Origin of the sequence: Flavobacterium sp. (assembly GCF_040379285.1) — a bacterium.
Classification (GTDB): Bacteria; Bacteroidota; Bacteroidia; order Flavobacteriales; family Flavobacteriaceae; genus Flavobacterium.
Genome location: NZ_JBEILJ010000032.1, coordinates 14,024 through 30,978 on the forward strand (window position 1 = coordinate 14,024; position 16,955 = coordinate 30,978).

Below are 16,955 nucleotides of genomic sequence, written 5' to 3' on the forward strand. Positions count from 1 at the left end.
GGCGTTGTATTTAAAAATTATTTTGGTTTATATCAAGGAAACAAATTGCTTCAATTTCCCACTTTTGCTACGTACTAAGGTCTCTTTTCGGGAAAAATAAAAAGTCAATCCCGATTCCAAATAGGTTTCGATGGCCTGCTCAATCGCTTTAATTTGTGGCAAAGTCAAGGCAATTCGACTCACATATTCGATTTCAAAAGTATCTATTTTGGTTTGTTTTATCACAAATTCTTGCACATTTCCATCGTCTTCAATGATACTTTTGGTCACATAGTAAAAAGTAAGTCCCGGCGATTTTTTACCGCTTGGCAATACCGCAAAATCATTGGTGCGTCCAATGAGTTTATGGAGAATGGGTTTTTGCAACGTGCTTTTTTCATCCAAAATGCCAAGATCACCGATATCATACCGAATAAACGGATGGGCTTTGTTGTATAACGAAGTAATCACAATACGCCCTTCTTGACCGTTTGGCACCGGATTATCCTGCGCATCCAAAATCTCCACAAACAAAGTTTCCGCATTCACTTGCCATTCGCCTTCAGGATTTTGAAAGGCAATCAAATCCAATTCAGAGGCACCGTATTCGTTGATAATCGGAATCCCAAATTGATTTTCCAAAAGGATTTTATCTTCAGGGAACAACATTTCTGAGGTCACGACACAACATTTTAGGGTTGAACACACGTCTTTTAAAACGATGTTTTTTTGCTGCAAAAACTTGGCAAACAAGACAATCGAACTCGTGTATCCATTGATGTTGTCAAATTTTTTTCGGCGAAAGGTAGCCAACACTTCCTCCAGCACTTTGTCGGATAAATCAAAAATAGGAATGCGAAACCGACCGCTTAAGAAATCCTTAAGCCGTTCTTTTGCATACCCCATGGTGTCCAAGGGAATACCGTAAAATCGCGCTTGATAGGAGGTGTTAAAATCAATGCCAAATTGCCCAAATTGGGTAATGATGTTGGCCCAAGTGAGCGCGTGGGAAAATTTATCTTTGGCAAAAATAAACGGATCGCCACTCGACCCTGAGGTTTTGTTAACATATACATTCTTAACGGTGTAACCCTCCGAAAGGCGCTGGGCTAAAGGTTGCTGAAAATGTTTTTTGGTCATAATCGGCAGTGACAACCAATCGGCACTATTTTTTTGGGACACCAATTGTTGGTACAACGGATTGTGTTGCACATGGTGCGCTACGATAGCCTGTCGTTGCGTCAGCAGGTAGTCGGCAAATTTTTCTGAGGAAAGATTTCGAATTTCTGCATACTGCTTTTTAGCCTCCTTCATGGGAAAGCCTTGCATTTGCAATGAAAAATCAAACAGTCGAAACACCCGATTCATTTTTTTCAAAAGTAATAAATTCAAGGCAGGTCTGTGTGAAACTTTTTAAAAGATTGCCTTTTACAAACGTCAAAAACACCCTATTTTTGCACCACAACGATTTTCGATTTTTACATTCGAAATAACACAACACCACATGACAATTTTACTTCTTGGATCGGGCGGGAGAGAACATGCTCTGGCTTGGAAAATGCTTCAAAGTTCGCACTGTTCCCAATTATTTGTGGCCCCTGGAAATGCAGGAACGGCTGCGATTGCTACCAATGTTGATATAAACCCGAATGATTTTCATGCGGTGAAACAATTTTGCTTGGAGCATCAAGTAGGTATGGTGGTCGTTGGACCCGAAGATCCTTTGGTGAATGGGGTTTATGATTTTTTTAAAAATGATTCACAGTTGCATGCCATTCCCGTGATTGGACCCTCCAAAGAAGGGGCACAATTGGAAGGCAGTAAAGAATATGCGAAACAGTTTTTAGTTCGACACCACATTCCCACGGCGCGCTATGAAAGTTTTACCCCCGAAACAGTTGAACAAGGTTGTGCTTTTTTGGAAACCTTAACAGCTCCGTATGTATTGAAAGCTGATGGATTGGCCGCTGGGAAAGGCGTTTTAATTCTCACGGATTTGGAAGAAGCTAAAACGGAATTGCGGAATATGTTGGTACACGCCAAGTTTGGTTCGGCCAGTGCAAAAGTTGTTATTGAAGAGTTTTTAAGTGGGATTGAGTTGAGTTGTTTTGTGTTGACGGATGGAAAAAGTTATAAAATTCTTCCCACTGCCAAAGATTACAAACGCATAGGAGAAGGCGATACGGGTTTGAATACCGGCGGAATGGGTGCCGTTTCTCCGGTGCCTTTTGCCGATGCTGCTTTTATGGAAAAAGTTGAAACGCGCATTGTAAAACCTACGATTGCGGGATTACAACAAGAAAATATTGAATACAAAGGATTTTTATTTATCGGATTAATTAAGGTGGGCGACGATCCTTTTGTAATCGAATACAATGTTCGCATGGGCGATCCCGAAACCGAAGTGGTGATGCCGCGCTTAAAGTCGGATTTGGTAGCGATTTTTAAAGCGGTTGCCGAACAGCAGCTGGATGCGATTACCCTTGAGATCGATCCGCGAAGCGCTACGACCATTATGGTGGTATCGGGCGGTTACCCTGAAGGTTATGAAAAAGGGAAAGCGATTCGTGGTTTAGAAGAGGTCAACGATTCAATCGTGTTTCACGCCGGAACCACATTGCAAGAGGGCCAAGTTGTTTCCCATGGAGGACGTGTTTTGGCGGTTACCTCGTGTGGTGAGACGTATCAAGAGGCCATAAAAAAATCTTACCAAAACATAGCGAAGCTACATTTTGATAAGATGTATTATCGAACCGATATCGGTTTTGATTTATTTTAAAAACGAGTGAGCCGTTGTATCTTGGTTGTCTTCGTTGTTTTCTTTGTGTAAATTCAATTGTTTACACCAGTAAACTACATAGTATCCACAGATGATGATACCAATCCAATTTAGGAAATTGGCACCCCACCAACCCCAATAGCCTTCCAATTCCAATTGACGCAAAGCATCAAGAGGTAAAAAAAGGAAATCGACAAATAGCGACTGTATAGCTTCAAAAAATGCTTTCATTTTTAAATCAAGTGTTATATTTACAAGCACAAAAGTATAAAATATCCGCATGATAACAACAATTTTTAAGAAATCTACACCCATAAATTATAGCTTGATTGTTTTGGCTACGTTAGGGTTTTATTTTTTATATCAAATTCATGTTGGATTTCAAGGGTTGGGTTGGATTGAATACCTGCAAAAAGGGCTTATTCTACTTCTGCTTTTTGCCTCTTTGTTTTTGGTCAATTTTATTGTAAAAAAGAATGTGCTGACCAAAGACAGTTCCTATACCTTGTACTTTTTTCTCCTTTTTCTTCTTTTTTTTCCTGAATTGTGGAACAATGTCCGGTTGATGTTAGCCAACTTTTTTGTGCTGTTGGCGTTGCGGCGGTTGATTTCATTGCAAACACTTAAAGCGCCTAAGGAGAAAATATTTGATGCTTGTTTGTGGATTTTTATCGCGAGTTTATTCCAATTTTGGGCGCTGCTTTTCGTCGTATTGGTTTATGTTTCTATTATTTTTCACGTTTCCCGCGATTACCGCAATTGGTTGATTCCGTTTGTTGCCTTTTTTATTTTTGGCATCATTAGTATTGCTTGTTCCTTATTTTTTGATTTAGATGCTTTAAGTCAGTATCTTGCCCAAGAGAAAGTGAGCTATTCGCTGGATTATTTTTCGGGACAAAACGCGCACATTGCTTTTTCGATGTTTGTCGTTGCCATCATTTTCTTTTTTATTCCTGCGGCATTAACAGTGACCAATCGCCCGTTGAACTTGCAAGCTTCCTATAAAAAATTACTTTTTGCTTTGGTCTTGGGAGGCGTTCTTTTTGCGATTTCTATTCCAAAAAGCAATGAGTTGTTGGTGTTTATGTTTTTTCCTTTGGCGGTTTCTGCCACTTTGATGATTGAAAATAGCACCAACAAAGTGCAGCAAGAGTTAATCCTTTGGATCACGTTAGCCTGTGGATTGTTTGCGTTTTTTAGTCAGTTATAATTTACTCCCGTAGGCCAAATCGCCTGCGTCGCCCAATCCGGGGATGATGTAGTTTTTTTCATTCAATCGCTCGTCCAAGGCCGCTACCCACAAGTGACATTCTTTTGGCAAATGCTCTTCTAAGTAAGCAATTCCTTCGGGAGCTGCAATCACTACGGCAATATGAATTTCTTTCGGTTTTTGTTCCAAATGCAGTTGATTTAACACGGCCAAAATGGATTGTCCAGTGGCCAACATGGGGTCAATTAAGATCAAATTTTTGTCTTGAAATGACGGGGCCGCTTGGTATTCGACCAAAATTTCAAAAGCATTATCTTGATTATAATGATGACGATATGCCGACACAAATCCGTTTTCAGCCTCATCAAAAAAGTTCATAAACCCTTGATGTAGTGCCAGTCCCGCTCGCAAAATCGAACATAAAACCACATGATCGGCTAGTGTTGTCGTATGTTTGTGGCCCAACGGTGTTTGTACCGTCACCGGTTTGTACTCTAGCGTTTTGCTCAACTCATACGCCATAATTTCACCGATACGCTCGATATTTTTTCGAAAACGCATGCTGTCTTTTTGAATGGAAATATCACGTATTTGAGCCAAAAAATGATTCAAAATACTGTTTTGTTCGGAGATGTAGTGGATGTGCATGTGCGCGGATTTTGTCTGTCAAAGTAACGGGATAAAAACTATCTTTGCAAAAAAACTACACCTATGTTTGCTGAATTTGCTTTTCCCATTTTTGAACGCTGTATTCGTGAGTATCATGTCATCAACGACGTGTATCAACCGACTTTGAATCCTTACGAAAAGGGCAGTATCGAGTATTTATTGTACGCCAAAAACTGGGTCGATACGGTGCAGTGGCATTATGAAGACATTATTCGGGATCCGCAAATTGACCCTGTAGCCGCTTTGGATTTAAAGCGTAAAATCGATGCGTCCAACCAGGTGCGCACCGATATGGTGGAGTATATTGACAGTTATTTTTTTCAAAAATATAGCGGCGTTCAAGTGAAGGCCAATGCCAAAATCAATACCGAGAGTCCTGCGTGGGCCATTGACCGCTTGTCTATTTTGGCGTTGAAAATTTATCACATGCATGAAGAAGCGACTCGTCCCGATGCTTCCGACGAGCACCGTGCTAAATGCCAAGAAAAACTGAATGTACTTTTGGACCAAAAGAACGATATGTTTACCTCTATTAGTGAGTTGTTGACCGATATTGAAAATGGCGACAAGTACATGAAAGTCTACAAACAGATGAAAATGTATAACGACGAGGATTTGAATCCAGTGTTGTATCAGCAGAAAAAATAATTGGCACAAAAAACACGACATATTGCTTTTATTCGCCTTTCAGCCATGGGCGATGTTGCGATGACGGTGCCAGTTATTTTGGCCTTCATGCAACACAATCCTGAAGTAAAAGTGACGGTCGTTTCCCGTGCCTTTTTTAACCCCATTTTTTTACAGATTCCTCAAATTCAATTTGTTTCGGTTCATACCCATCATCAACACAAAGGGTTGTGGGGTATTTTTCGGTTGTACCGCGAATTGAAAGCGCTGGGTGTAACTGAAATCGCCGATTTTCACAATGTGTTGCGTTCCAAAATACTACGCTTTTTTTTTGCAATAAGTGGTCAAAAAACAGCGTATACCGACAAAGGACGTTTGGAAAAAAAGCAGTTGACCCGACTGGAGGAAAAAATCATTGCGCCGCTTAAGCCGATGACGGTTAGACATGTCGAAACCCTTCAAAAATTGGGGTATACCGTTCCTTTTGACACGCTATATTACCTTCCAAAAGAGGTGCTGTCTCCCAGTGTTTTGGAGCAAACCGGCCCCAAGCAGCAATTGTGGATTGGGATTGCTCCTTTTGCACAGCATTCGGCCAAAGTGTATCCGATGGATTTATTGCAAAATGTCGTAGCTGATTTGGCCCAAGGACCCTATCGCATTTTCTTATTGGGTGGCGGTCGTCGCGAGTCGGAACTTCTGGATACGCTTACGCCTTTGGGGGAGCACATCAAGAATATGGCCAATAAAATTTCCTTTGAACACGAGTTGGAACTCATAGCCAACTTAGATTTGATGGTTTCGATGGACAGTGGAAATGCGCATTTGGCGGCATTATATGGTGTAAAAACGATTACTATTTGGGGCGCCACCCATCCGTATGCGGGATTTGCTCCGTATGGACAACCGTTGGAGTATTGTCTTACAGCCAATCGTTCCCAATACCCGTTTTTGCCTACCTCCATTTATGGCAATAAAAAAGTTGCGGGTTATGAGCAAGCCATGCGCACCATAACACCGCAACAAATTCTTCAAAAGATTTACAGTATTATATCTGAGGAGCGTTAGAACGCTTTATCTCCTTGTTTACACATCATCAAAGTCGACATAAATTTCGGGTGTTGTGGGATGCGCTTGGCAGGTAAGGATTAATCCCTCGGCGATTTCACTGTCGGTGAGAATAGAATTTTTCTTCATGGTTGCGGCACCGCTAGTCACCCGCGCGAGACAACTGCTGCAAATTCCTCCTTGACAGGAATATGGGGCGTCGATTCCTTGTTTTAAAGCGGCTTCCAAAATGGTTTGTTTTTGGCTCATTTCAAAGGCTGTTTCCTCGCCATCGACTTGCAGTGTTATCGCTGTATGTCCTTCTCCTGTGGGCGCGGCACCACTTTGACTGGAAGACGTAAATAATTCAAATTTTATTGCTTTTTCAGGGATATTGTGCTCTTTCAGAGTGTTGGAAACGGTAGTAATCATTTCCTCAGGACCACACAAATAGAATTTATCAAATTCTTTTTCCTTGTGTTTGTTGTTTACTACAAAATTGACAACGGATTTATCAATTCGGCCAAACAACTCGCTTTCATGGGTTTGGCTAAAGACATAATGTACAAAAAAACGGCCCACATACTGTTGTTGCAATTCGTGCAATTTGTGGTGAAAAATAGTTTCGGCTACCGATTTATTCCCATACACCAAAACGAAGGTACTTTGTGGTTCGCTTTCTAACACCGATTTAAGGATGGAGAGCACGGGAGTAATGCCGCTACCGGCAGCAAATCCAACATAGTTACGTTGCCGATCGGCTTGGGGTTCGAAGGTAAATTTTCCCTCGGGAACGCCCACTTCAAGGACATCACCGGGTCTTAAATTTCGGTTGGCAAAGGAAGAAAAAAGTCCAAATTTAACCGCCTTTACAGCAATGCGCAGTTCTCCGCTTTTGGGCGACGCGCAAATTGAATAGGCGCGACGAATTTCTTGTCCGTCTAAGGTGAGTTTTAAGGTAACATATTGCCCGGCTACAAACGTGTAAGCGGCTTGTAATTCGGCGGGAATTTGAAACGCCAAGGAGACCGACTGTTCGGTTTCGCGACACACATCTTTTATCAAGAGTTTATAAAAAGTAGACATAGCTATAAATTTTTGGCAAAGGTACGAAGACTCTCTTAAATGTTTGGAGTAGAAATTGCCGATGTTTATAGGATGTGGTTCCAGGCAGTAAATTTGCGGTAGGGGGTGAAGGGGAAAGCCCGCAAGCGAAGTATGAGTGCGGACTTGTAGCGGAACACCCGACGGCAAGGGATGGGTGGATAGATGAAAAAAGTTCATTTGCCGGACCGCCCTAATTGTAACAAAAACATTATCTTGTTCACTAATTGAAAAACTTAAAACCTATGATACGTCGTTTTCTTTCGTTGGAATGGAAATCGTTTGCCCGTTCGGCATCGTTTCAAACCAACCTCGCCTTAAAGATTTTGATGGCTTTGGGGGCTTTGTACTTTATTGTTTGTTTTTTGATCCTAGGATTGGCGGTCTATCCGATTTTGAAAGAGCAAGGGTACAATCCGTTACAAACCATCAATCGCATTATGATTTATTATTTGATGGCTGATTTGATTGTACGGTATTTTATGCAAAAAATGCCGGTGATGAATATTCGTCCGCTGTTGGTGACGCCGCTCAAAAAAAGTACGGTGATTCACTTTTTGTTGGGAAAAACATGGTTTTCCTTCTTCAACATCCTTCATGCTTTTTTTCTAGTTCCTTTTACAGCAATGATGCTCTACAAAGGTGAGCCTGTAGGGTCGACCTTAGCTTGGTGGTTGGGCATTAGCGCATTGATTTACTGCTGTAATTTTACCAATATTTTACTCAACAACAAGGATGCTGTTTTTTATCCGATGGCGGGATTGGTGTTGCTTTTGGCCGCTTCGCAATACTATGGTTGGTTTGATATCACTGCGTATACGTATCCGTTATTTCAAGCTATATTTGACACCCCGATTGTGGCGCTAGTGCCCGTCGTGCTTTTGGTGCTTTTATATTATGCAACCTACCGCTATTTTGCGGGCCACATGCATTTGGATGAGAAATTGGCTTCAAAAGCTGAAATCGCGCAAACCGAAAATTTAACATGGTTGAATCAGTTTGGCACTTTGGGAACGTTTTTGAAAAATGACATTCGCTTGCTCAAGCGAAATAAACGTTCCAAAACAACCTTGGTGATGAGTGTGTTGTTTATTGCTTATGGGTTGTTGTTTTATACCAATTCGATTGAAGCCTATCAATCGGCGCCGATGCAAATGTTTGCGGCGATTTTTTGTACGGGTGGATTTTTGTTTGTGTTTGGCCAATTTATTCCGAGTTGGGATAGCGCCTACTACCCATTGATGATGAGTCAAAACATTCAGTACCGCGATTATTTAATGTCGAAATGGTGGTTGATGGTGTTGGCGACGTTTGTCTCTACGTTGATTGCTTCTTTTTATTTGTATTTCGGCTGGGACGTATACAAGATGATCATTGTGGGTGCGGTTTTCAATATGGGATTCAACTCGCATTTGGTCATGTTGGGCGGTGCGTATGTGAAAACTCCGATTGATTTGACAACGAGCAAACAAGCGTTTGGGAACAAACAGGCCTTTAATGCCAAGACGATGTTGATTTCTTTGCCCAAAATGCTACTTCCTATGGGGTTGTATTCGTTGGGTTACTATACCCATTCTTCCGATTTAGGAGTGCTTTTGGTGGCGGGTGCTGGCGTATTGGGCTTTGCCTTCCGCGATCGCGTGTTTTCGCAAATAGAAAAAATTTACAAAGTAGAAAAGTATGGCACTTTGGCCGCATACAAACAAAAAGAATAACGATAATCTTCCTTCCTCATGATACAAGTACAACAATTAAGCAAGATGTACGCTAATGGCGTCAAAGTTTTAGATATTAACGAATTGGAAATTCCTAAGGGACAGAGTTTTGGATTGGTAGGCAACAACGGTGCAGGTAAAACCACGTTGTTTAGTTTGCTGCTAGATTTGATTCAGCCCACAACGGGAAAAGTGATTAACAATGGGGTTGCCGTGAGTTCAAGCGAGGCTTGGAAACCGTTTACCGCTGCGTTTTTGGATGAGAGTTTTTTAATCGGTTACTTGACGGCGGAAGAATACTTTTATTTTATCGGGGAACTTCGAGGCCAGAACAAAGCCGATGTAGATGCCTTGTTGGCCAAGCATGAAGATTTTTTCAATGGAGAGATTTTGACCAAGAAAAAGTATTTGCGCGATTTGTCGAAAGGGAATCAGAAAAAAGTGGGAATCATTGCAACATTGATTGGTAATCCCGAAGTGATTATTTTGGATGAACCCTTTGCGAATTTAGACCCAACGACGGTGAATCGTTTAAAAAAGATTTTAAAAGAATTGGCCGAAGACCCCAACGTAACCTTGTTGGTATCGAGCCACGATTTGGTGCATACCGTTGAGGTGTGTAATCGTATCGTGGCACTGCATTTGGGTCAGGTGGTCAAAGACATTCAAACCAGCCCAGAGACGCTTCAAGAGTTGGAAGCCTTTTTTGCGGTATAAGGTTGCTATATCTTCTCAGGTACACCCCAATGGTTTCGGCTGTTGGGGTGTACTATTTTCAATTTTCCCCCTATTTTTTTTCACTTTACAAAAAGAAATGTATTTTTACCCGTTAGATATACTAAAAGCGCCAAATTGCAGTTAGTTACATAAACGTTTTTGACTTGAAAAACTCAACCCCAAAATATTTCCTTTTTTTCGGATTCGCTGCCGTACTCGTGGCTTGTTCAACGAAAAAAGATGCCTTTGTTAATCGAAAATTTCACGCGTTAAATACCAAATACAATATTCTATACAACGGTGAAGTAGCGATGGACCAAGGGGTCGTGGATTTACGCAACCAATATAAAGATAACTTTTGGGAGGTACTGCCAGTAGAGCGTATGCAAGTTACAGAGGAAAAAGCATTGCCCGGCGACACAAAGAATCCCAATTTTGATCGGGCTGAGACCAAAGCGATCAAAGCGATACAAAAACATTCGATGAATATTGATGGGGTGGAACGCAATCCCCAAATGGATGAAGCGCACCTGATGCTAGGACAGGCGCGGTATTACGAGCAACGTTTTGTCCCTGCGTTGGAAGCGTTCAACTATGTTTTGTATAAGTATCCGCAAAGTGATAAAATTAATTTGGTTAAAATTTGGCGGGAAAAAACCAACATGCGATTGGAAAATGACGAATTAGCCGTCAATAATCTTCGTAAGTTGTTGAAAGAGATCAAGTTTAAAGACCAAGTTTATGCCGATGCCAACGCTACGCTTGCCCAAGCGTTTATCAACTTAAAAGAAATTGACAGTGCGATTGCAAAGTTGCGTTTGGCTACCGAATTTACCAAACTCGACGAGGAAAAGTCACGGTACCGTTTTATTACGGCGCAATTGTATGAAGATCGCGGTCAAAAAGACAGTGCTTTTATCGAGTACCAACGGGTTATCGACATGAATCGCAAAGCGGCCCGTCAGTATGTAATCCAAGCCCATGCGCGACAAGCCCGTCAGTTTAATCCCAAAACAGGCGATACCGTAGCTTTTTTAAAAAAATACAAAGACTTGATGGAAGAACGCGAAAACCGCCCTTTTATGGATGTATTGCACCATCAAATGGCCTTGTATTATGAAAAAGTAAACCAACCCAAACAGGCCAAATTGTCTTACAATGCCTCACTTAAAGCCAAGCCACAAGATCAGTATTTGGTAGCTTCCAATTACCGAAATTTAGCCGAGCTCCATTTCAACGAAGCGAAATATGTGGTGGCGGGAAAATATTTTGACAGTACGTTGACCGTATTGAATCCGCGGACAAGAGAATTCCGATTGATTACCAAAAAACGAGAAAATCTTCAAGACGTTATCAAGTTTGAAGGCATTGCCCAACGCAATGATAGTATTCTCAACCTCACAGGCATGTCATTGGCCGACCGGGAAGCTTTTTTTCAAAAACATATTGAGCGTTTGAAAAAAGAAGAAGCGGCGTTAAAACTCATGGCTGAAAAGCTAGCCCAAGAGAAAGCGGCCGCCGAGGCGAATGCCAACCAAGGGAAAGACGCTTTGGGCGCCGATAAATTGGGTGGTGGAAAGAAAAACGTGATTACTCCCGTGGCGTCCAGCAATGAAGTCAGCAATTTCTACTTTTACAATCCCAATACCGTTGAAATAGGGAAAGTTGAATTTGGCAAAAAATGGGGGAAACGAACCTATGGTGAAAATTGGCGTTGGTCTTCAACGGTAAGCAAAGGGGCTAATCCCGACAAAGAGGATGAAAATGCAAATGCAGAAAAAGAAGAGGAGGTTAAAACGGTTAATCCGATGCACACCACCGAATTTTACCTCAAACAGTTGCCTACGAACGTAAAAGTGTTGGATTCTCTAGCCAAAGAACGAAACTTTGCCTATTACCAGTTGGGCGTTATTTACAAAGAAAAATTCAAAGAGTACACCCGTTCAGCGAGCAAGTTTGAACAGTTACTCAAAAACAAACCCGAAGAGCGATTGGTCTTGCCAAGTTTGTATAACTTATACAAAGTCTATCAAATCATCGACCCAATCAAGGCGGCGGCCATTAAGAGTCGAATTCTCAATGAATATCCCGATACGCGTTATGCGCAAATTGTTGGCGGAAATACTTCGGCAGCGGCTATAGCCACGACACCCGAGGCAACGTATGATGCGCTTTACCGAGCCTATGATTCAGGTAAGTATAGAGAAGTTTTACCACAAACTGAACAGGCCATCGAGCAATTTACAGGTGAAGAGTTGGTGCCCAAATACGAGTTGTTGAAAGCCCAATTGTTAGGGAAACTCAAAGGATTGTCGGAATATAAAAAGGGACTAAATTATGTGGCCTTGACCTATCCAAATTCGGAAGAGGGAAAGAAAACGGAGCTGTTTATTCAGAAAAAAATTCCTTATTTAGAATCGTTGTCCTTTAATTCAGAACCCGTCACCTCCTGGAATATTGTTTATCCTGTGACATTTCCAACCACAGCGGCGACGCAAAAATTGGTGGATAAATTGAAAAAATTTATCCAGCAGCGAACCATCGAAACGATGACTTTATCGGAAGACATTTATATGTTGGATAAAAATTTTGTCGTGCTTCACGGAATTAAAAATTTAGACAATGCTAAGGGAATTGCGCAAGTGTTGAAAGAGTTTAAAGAGTATAAAATTGCCGAACCCTATGCGATTATTTCCAACGAGAATTATAAGGTGGTTCAGGTGATGAAGAATTTTGAGGATTATGTGACGGGCGATTGGTTGAATAAACCTATCGTACCGGTGCAACGTAACCTTGAAATCGAAAAAGAAATTCCAAAAGTTGTTCCTAAAGGGAAAAACTCAGGCACTGTAACCAAAGAGGAATTGTTTGGCGAAGACCCAGTAGCCCCAGCGGGCGATACTCCCAAAGGCACCCAAGGATCGAAACCCACTCCCACAGGCAATCCTTCCAACTCGGTTCCCGCTACCAAATCAAATGCTGCAGAAGATGCGCCCATGAATGCGCTACCGCCAGCGCCAGGCTTTAATCCTAACAAGAAGTAATATGTTTGAGAAAAAAACCAAATCGTATACCGATTTATTAGGAAAGACCAACCGAATTGTGGAAGGTACCACCATACAGGGAAATATTGTTTCTCCGGCCGATTTTCGTTTGGACGGACAATTGGTGGGAAATTTTGAAACCAAAGGAAAATTAGTCATTGGTCCTGCGGGTAGTGTTCAAGGCGATATTACTTGTAAAAATTGCGACATTGAAGGCCGGGTCGAGGGGAAACTTCAAATTTCAGACCTATTAAGTGTAAAATCGAAGGCCGTTATCAAAGGAGAAGTGGTCTGTGGAAAATTGGCGGTAGAACCCGGTGCAGAGTTCTCGGCTACATGTGTGATGAAGCCTCAGGTGAAACCCATTTCGCAACCCCATGAGCCCGTCACCGAAAAAACAGCCTAACCGTTGGATTGCGTTGTTGAATATTCCCCTTCAAATGGGAATAATCATCTTTTTATTTTCGTTATTGGGACAATGGTTAGACAGCAAATATCCCAATTCTAATCAATGGTATACCAAAGGAGTCACCGTGTTTGGTGTTTTTGTGGCGCTCTATAATGTATACCGACAAGTTCAAGAGATTGATAAATATGGTTCGTGAATGCCGAAACGTTTGCTTCAAAGCATTGCTTTGTGCCTGGGTTGGCTACGGCATAAATCGCTTGGTTTTTGCCTTACATGAACCTTTTTCCAATTCGGCCCAACGCTATTATTGGTCGGTGGAATCTTTATTTTTCATTTTTGCAATTTTATCAATAGCCATTCTAACTTTTTTAGTGGGCGTAAAACACAAAAACTTCGATCAAGTCGGCATGACTTTTTTGGTGGTGACTTCGATAAAAATGGCCCTCGCTTTTGGTTTCGGAAAAGAAGTAATCTACGGTTTTTCAAGCGCTCAGGAAAAAATTAATTTTTACAGCATTTTTGCATTTTTTCTTGTGGTGGAGACGGTTTTAACCATTCAACTATTGAATAATACGCCTCAAAAGCCCACTTTTAACGAAAAATTCAAAAAAGAACGGTAATCCCATTGTTTTTTTTCTAAAAGATGTACCTTTGCACCAAATTTTGGAAACCTTAAAATTACGTGAATAAAAATGGTGATTTCTAGAAAACCAAGCCACTTCATTGTAGCTGCCCTACTGGCTTTTATGCCCTTACTTTCATTCGCGAATGACAATCACGGAGCACATACGCAAATGACGGCTTCACAAGAAGCAACGACTGCTGTGGAGAAAGGACATGAGGGAGATCATTCCAATGAAGGAGATCAAGCTTTAACAGAAGAGGAGAAAAAAGTAAAAGAAAGAGAAGAATTTATTCAACACCATTTACTAGATTCTCACGATTTTACATTGTTTTCTTATGGTAACGGTCATCACGTAGGTTTTTCATTACCTGTAATACTTTGGGATAATGGATTACATATCTTTTCTTCTTCAAAATTTGAACATGAAACGGCCGTAGCCGAAAGTAATGGGAATTTTTATAAAATCGTACATGGTCAAATATTCAAAACGGATGCTAAAGGTACCATTGAATATGAAGGACATCACCCTACCAACAAGAAACCCTTAGATTTGTCAATAACTAAAAATGTTTTTATGATTTTAGTTGTTGCCTTTTTAATGTTTGTGTTGTTTAGAAGTCTAGCTAACTCGTATAAAAAGAATAATGGTATTGCATCAGGCGTTGGTCGTTTTTTTGAACCAATTATACTTTTTATTCGTGACGATATCGCTATTCCGAATATAGGTGAAAAACATTATAAAAAGTACATGAGTCATTTATTAACCGTTTTCTTTTTTATATGGTTTTTAAACATGTTTGGTTTGACGCCGCTTGGGGTTAATGTGACGAATAACATTGCAATTACAGCTGCTTTGGCTATTTTAACGTATTTGATTACCACATTTACTGCTAACAAAAACTACTGGGGACATATTTTTTGGATGCCAGGTGTGCCTGTTCCAATGAAAATTATTTTGGCACCAATTGAGTTATTAGGCACTTTAATTAAGCCATTTTCATTAACGGTTCGTCTTTATGCAAATATGCTCGCCGGTCACGTGGTTTTGATGAGTATTATCGCTATGATGTATACCTTCAACAATATGATTGGAAGTAGTTTGTCCTTTGTTTTGGCATTTGCTTTGTCAATTTTAGAGGTTTTAGTTGCAGGTTTACAGGCTTATATATTTACAATGTTGACCGCTCTTTATTTTGGTGCGGCAAAAGAGGAACATCATCACGATGATCATCATTAATTTTTTTGAATGTTTAATTTAATATATACATTATGACAATTCCAAATTTAGTAGGAGCAGGTTTGATCGTAATCGGTGCTGGTTTAGGTATCGGTAAAATCGGTGGATCAGCTATGGAAGCTATTGCGCGTCAGCCTGAAGCTTCTGGAAAAATTCAAACAGCAATGTTGATCGCTGCTGCGTTGATTGAAGGTATTGGTTTCGCTGCGTTCTTCGTAGGGAAATAATAATTCTAAACAATTGTTGTAACGGTTGGTTACAACAATTGTTTTCAAATTAACATTAATTAAAACATAATATAATGGAACAATTATTAGGTCAATTTTCTTTAGGCTTATTTATATTACAGGCAGTAATTTTTGTGGGTTTAATTCTGTTGTTGAAAAAATTTGCATGGAAACCTATCTTAGATGCTGTGAATGAGCGCGAAGAAGGGATTAAAAATGCGTTGCAATCAGCGGAACAAGCGCGTCAAGAAATGGCCAATTTAAAATCTGATAATGAGAAATTATTGGCAGATGCCCGTGCAGATCGCGATACACTATTAAAGGAGGCGCGTAAGATCAAAGAAAAAATGATCAACGATGCGAAGGCAGACGCTCAAGCGCAAGGCGAGAAAATGATTGCCCAAGCAAAAGCGGCTATCGAAGGCGAGAAAAATGCAGCTATGGCTGAATTGAAAAGCCAAGTTTCGGCTCTTTCCATAGAAATTGCTGAAAAATTATTGCGTGATGAATTATCTAACAAAGAAGCGCAATCTAAATTGGTAGAAAAAATGTTGGGTGATTCCAAATTAAACTAATAACGTATGTCAAGAGCAGCGATTCGATACGCGAAAGCGATTTTAGATATTGCCACGGCTTCTGGGAAATCGGAAGCGGTAAATGCCGATATGAAGTCGATTACAGCCGCCTTAGCGGAAAGTCACGAATTACACGTGTTTTTATCGAGCCCTGTGGTTCGTTTGGAAGCCAAGAAAAATGCTTTACTTGAAATTTTCGCTGGCGCTCAACAAGAAACGCAAAGTTTGTTTCAATTGTTGTTTACCAACAAACGTTTTGAAATAATAGGAGCAATTGCCAAACAATACGGTCATTTGTATGATGAAAGTATCGGGGTTGAAATTGCCAAAGTGACCACTGCAATTCCCATGACGGCCGAAATGGAAAAAACCATAAGCGCCAAAATTGCAGAAATGTCATCCAAGAAAATTACTATAGAAAATACGATAGATCCATCCATTATAGGTGGTTTTATCTTACGCATCGGCGATATGCAATACAATGCCTCTGTATCCGGTCGTTTAAATGAGTTAAAAAGAGAGTTTAGTAACTAATACATCATTAAAGATATATTACAATGGCAGAAATTAAAGCTGCTGAAATTTCAGCAATCCTTAAAAAACAACTAACCGGTTTTGAATCGGGAGCTTCTTTGGAAGAAGTAGGAACCGTACTCGAAGTGGGGGATGGTATCGCACGCGTTTACGGTTTATCCAATGCACAATACGGCGAGTTAGTGCAGTTTGATAACGGACTAGAGGCGATTGTATTGAACCTTGAGGAAGATAACGTTGGGGTGGTGCTTTTAGGGCCCTCTACAGGAATCAAAGAAGGCTCAACCGTAAAACGTACCCAACGAATCGCTTCTTTGAAAGTCGGTGAGGGAATCGTAGGACGTGTTGTGGATACGCTAGGAAATCCTATCGATGGAAAAGGACCGATCAGCGGTGAGTTGTATGAAATGCCATTGGAACGCAAAGCGCCGGGGGTAATTTTCCGTCAGCCTGTAAA

At 40.8% G+C, this 16,955-nt stretch carries 18 protein-coding genes and 1 pseudogene; 15 read left to right on the forward strand and 4 right to left on the reverse strand.

Features of this window, described 5'->3' with window-relative positions; translation table 11 throughout:
* Positions 1-27: 27 nt before the first annotated feature.
* Positions 28-1,338 carry a phenylacetate--CoA ligase family protein gene (locus tag ABWO12_RS08045; protein WP_353088279.1) on the reverse strand — a complete coding sequence of 437 codons (1,311 nt, stop codon included), beginning with the start codon at positions 1,336-1,338 and terminating at the stop codon, positions 28-30.
* Between the two features lie 145 nt (positions 1,339-1,483).
* On the opposite strand from ABWO12_RS08045, the gene purD reads away from it, so the two are divergent.
* Positions 1,484-2,758 (forward strand): phosphoribosylamine--glycine ligase, encoded by a 1,275-nt coding sequence (gene purD, locus ABWO12_RS08050; protein WP_353088259.1) that lies wholly within the window; start codon positions 1,484-1,486, stop codon positions 2,756-2,758.
* On the opposite strand, the gene ABWO12_RS08055 is transcribed toward purD, so the two are convergent.
* On the reverse strand, positions 2,750-2,989 hold the full coding sequence (locus tag ABWO12_RS08055) for a DUF6341 family protein (RefSeq protein ID WP_073361165.1): 240 nt from the start codon (positions 2,987-2,989) through the stop codon (positions 2,750-2,752). The genes purD and ABWO12_RS08055 overlap by 9 nt on opposite strands.
* 49 nt (positions 2,990-3,038) lie before the next feature.
* Here ABWO12_RS08055 and ABWO12_RS08060 point away from each other — a divergent pair, with 49 nt between their 5' ends.
* Positions 3,039-3,968, forward strand: a complete 930-nt coding sequence (locus ABWO12_RS08060) for a DUF6427 family protein (protein ID WP_353088261.1) — start codon at positions 3,039-3,041, stop codon at positions 3,966-3,968.
* Here the strand turns inward: ABWO12_RS08060 and upp are convergent.
* A complete protein-coding gene (gene upp / locus ABWO12_RS08065; RefSeq protein WP_353088262.1) occupies positions 3,963-4,616 on the reverse strand; it encodes a uracil phosphoribosyltransferase in 654 nt (217 codons plus the stop codon). The two genes, ABWO12_RS08060 and upp, sit on opposite strands and share 6 nt — an antisense overlap.
* Positions 4,617-4,679: 63 nt before the next feature.
* On the opposite strand from upp, the gene ABWO12_RS08070 reads away from it, so the two are divergent.
* Both ABWO12_RS08070 and ABWO12_RS08075 read left to right on the forward strand, forming a co-directional pair.
* The gene (locus ABWO12_RS08070; RefSeq protein ID WP_353088263.1) at positions 4,680-5,285 is read left to right on the forward strand and encodes a DUF4254 domain-containing protein; all 606 of its coding nucleotides are present in this window, start codon (positions 4,680-4,682) and stop codon (positions 5,283-5,285) included.
* Positions 5,286-6,332 (forward strand): glycosyltransferase family 9 protein, encoded by a 1,047-nt coding sequence (locus ABWO12_RS08075; protein ID WP_353088264.1) that lies wholly within the window; start codon positions 5,286-5,288, stop codon positions 6,330-6,332.
* Between the two features lie 18 nt (positions 6,333-6,350).
* On the opposite strand, the gene ABWO12_RS08080 is transcribed toward ABWO12_RS08075, so the two are convergent.
* Positions 6,351-7,397 carry a 2Fe-2S iron-sulfur cluster-binding protein gene (locus ABWO12_RS08080; RefSeq protein ID WP_353088265.1) on the reverse strand — a complete coding sequence of 349 codons (1,047 nt, stop codon included), beginning with the start codon at positions 7,395-7,397 and terminating at the stop codon, positions 6,351-6,353.
* A gap of 263 nt (positions 7,398-7,660) precedes the next feature.
* On the opposite strand from ABWO12_RS08080, the gene ABWO12_RS08085 reads away from it, so the two are divergent.
* The 11 genes and pseudogenes from ABWO12_RS08085 to ABWO12_RS08135 form a co-directional block, all read left to right on the forward strand.
* Entirely contained in the window at positions 7,661-9,130 is a 1,470-nt protein-coding gene (locus ABWO12_RS08085; protein WP_353088266.1) for a DUF5687 family protein, read from the forward strand.
* An 18-nt stretch (positions 9,131-9,148) separates the two neighbouring features.
* Positions 9,149-9,847 (forward strand): ABC transporter ATP-binding protein, encoded by a 699-nt coding sequence (locus ABWO12_RS08090; RefSeq protein ID WP_073360309.1) that lies wholly within the window; start codon positions 9,149-9,151, stop codon positions 9,845-9,847.
* A gap of 164 nt (positions 9,848-10,011) precedes the next feature.
* Entirely contained in the window at positions 10,012-12,891 is a 2,880-nt protein-coding gene (gene porW, locus ABWO12_RS08095) for a type IX secretion system periplasmic lipoprotein PorW/SprE (RefSeq protein WP_353088267.1), read from the forward strand.
* Position 12,892: 1 nt separating this feature from the next.
* A complete protein-coding gene (locus ABWO12_RS08100; RefSeq protein ID WP_353088269.1) occupies positions 12,893-13,297 on the forward strand; it encodes a bactofilin family protein in 405 nt (134 codons plus the stop codon).
* The gene (locus ABWO12_RS08105; RefSeq protein ID WP_353088271.1) at positions 13,269-13,496 is read left to right on the forward strand and encodes an AtpZ/AtpI family protein; all 228 of its coding nucleotides are present in this window, start codon (positions 13,269-13,271) and stop codon (positions 13,494-13,496) included. Before ABWO12_RS08100 ends, ABWO12_RS08105 begins: the two co-directional genes overlap by 29 nt.
* Positions 13,486-13,920: a hypothetical protein gene (locus ABWO12_RS08110; protein WP_353088273.1), complete on the forward strand. Its 435-nt coding sequence runs from the start codon at positions 13,486-13,488 to the stop codon at positions 13,918-13,920. Before ABWO12_RS08105 ends, ABWO12_RS08110 begins: the two co-directional genes overlap by 11 nt.
* 72 nt (positions 13,921-13,992) lie before the next feature.
* Positions 13,993-15,162, forward strand: coding sequence for a F0F1 ATP synthase subunit A (gene atpB / locus ABWO12_RS08115; RefSeq protein WP_353088275.1), 1,170 nt, complete (start codon positions 13,993-13,995; stop codon positions 15,160-15,162).
* A gap of 32 nt (positions 15,163-15,194) precedes the next feature.
* Positions 15,195-15,389, forward strand: coding sequence for an ATP synthase F0 subunit C (atpE, locus tag ABWO12_RS08120; protein ID WP_073360321.1), 195 nt, complete (start codon positions 15,195-15,197; stop codon positions 15,387-15,389).
* Between the two features lie 74 nt (positions 15,390-15,463).
* Positions 15,464-15,964, forward strand: coding sequence for a F0F1 ATP synthase subunit B (locus ABWO12_RS08125; RefSeq protein WP_353088277.1), 501 nt, complete (start codon positions 15,464-15,466; stop codon positions 15,962-15,964).
* A gap of 6 nt (positions 15,965-15,970) precedes the next feature.
* Positions 15,971-16,498, forward strand: a complete 528-nt coding sequence (atpH, locus tag ABWO12_RS08130) for an ATP synthase F1 subunit delta (protein ID WP_353088278.1) — start codon at positions 15,971-15,973, stop codon at positions 16,496-16,498.
* Between the two features lie 23 nt (positions 16,499-16,521).
* Positions 16,522-16,955, forward strand: a pseudogene (locus ABWO12_RS08135) (F0F1 ATP synthase subunit alpha); the annotation flags it as partial.

Coding starts and splice junctions, on each gene's coding strand:
- ABWO12_RS08110 (WP_353088273.1), top strand. CDS start 13,486: ATGGTTCGTGAATGCCGAAACGTTTGCTTCAAAGCATTGCTTTGTGCC.
- ABWO12_RS08055 (WP_073361165.1), bottom strand. CDS start 2,989: ATGAAAGCATTTTTTGAAGCTATACAGTCGCTATTTGTCGATTTCCTT.
- ABWO12_RS08085 (WP_353088266.1), top strand. CDS start 7,661: ATGATACGTCGTTTTCTTTCGTTGGAATGGAAATCGTTTGCCCGTTCG.
- ABWO12_RS08080 (WP_353088265.1), bottom strand. CDS start 7,397: ATGTCTACTTTTTATAAACTCTTGATAAAAGATGTGTGTCGCGAAACC.
- upp (WP_353088262.1), bottom strand. CDS start 4,616: ATGCACATCCACTACATCTCCGAACAAAACAGTATTTTGAATCATTTT.
- ABWO12_RS08125 (WP_353088277.1), top strand. CDS start 15,464: ATGGAACAATTATTAGGTCAATTTTCTTTAGGCTTATTTATATTACAG.
- atpH (WP_353088278.1), top strand. CDS start 15,971: ATGTCAAGAGCAGCGATTCGATACGCGAAAGCGATTTTAGATATTGCC.
- atpB (WP_353088275.1), top strand. CDS start 13,993: ATGGTGATTTCTAGAAAACCAAGCCACTTCATTGTAGCTGCCCTACTG.
- ABWO12_RS08060 (WP_353088261.1), top strand. CDS start 3,039: ATGATAACAACAATTTTTAAGAAATCTACACCCATAAATTATAGCTTG.
- ABWO12_RS08100 (WP_353088269.1), top strand. CDS start 12,893: ATGTTTGAGAAAAAAACCAAATCGTATACCGATTTATTAGGAAAGACC.
- ABWO12_RS08090 (WP_073360309.1), top strand. CDS start 9,149: ATGATACAAGTACAACAATTAAGCAAGATGTACGCTAATGGCGTCAAA.
- atpE (WP_073360321.1), top strand. CDS start 15,195: ATGACAATTCCAAATTTAGTAGGAGCAGGTTTGATCGTAATCGGTGCT.
- ABWO12_RS08105 (WP_353088271.1), top strand. CDS start 13,269: ATGAGCCCGTCACCGAAAAAACAGCCTAACCGTTGGATTGCGTTGTTG.
- purD (WP_353088259.1), top strand. CDS start 1,484: ATGACAATTTTACTTCTTGGATCGGGCGGGAGAGAACATGCTCTGGCT.
- ABWO12_RS08070 (WP_353088263.1), top strand. CDS start 4,680: ATGTTTGCTGAATTTGCTTTTCCCATTTTTGAACGCTGTATTCGTGAG.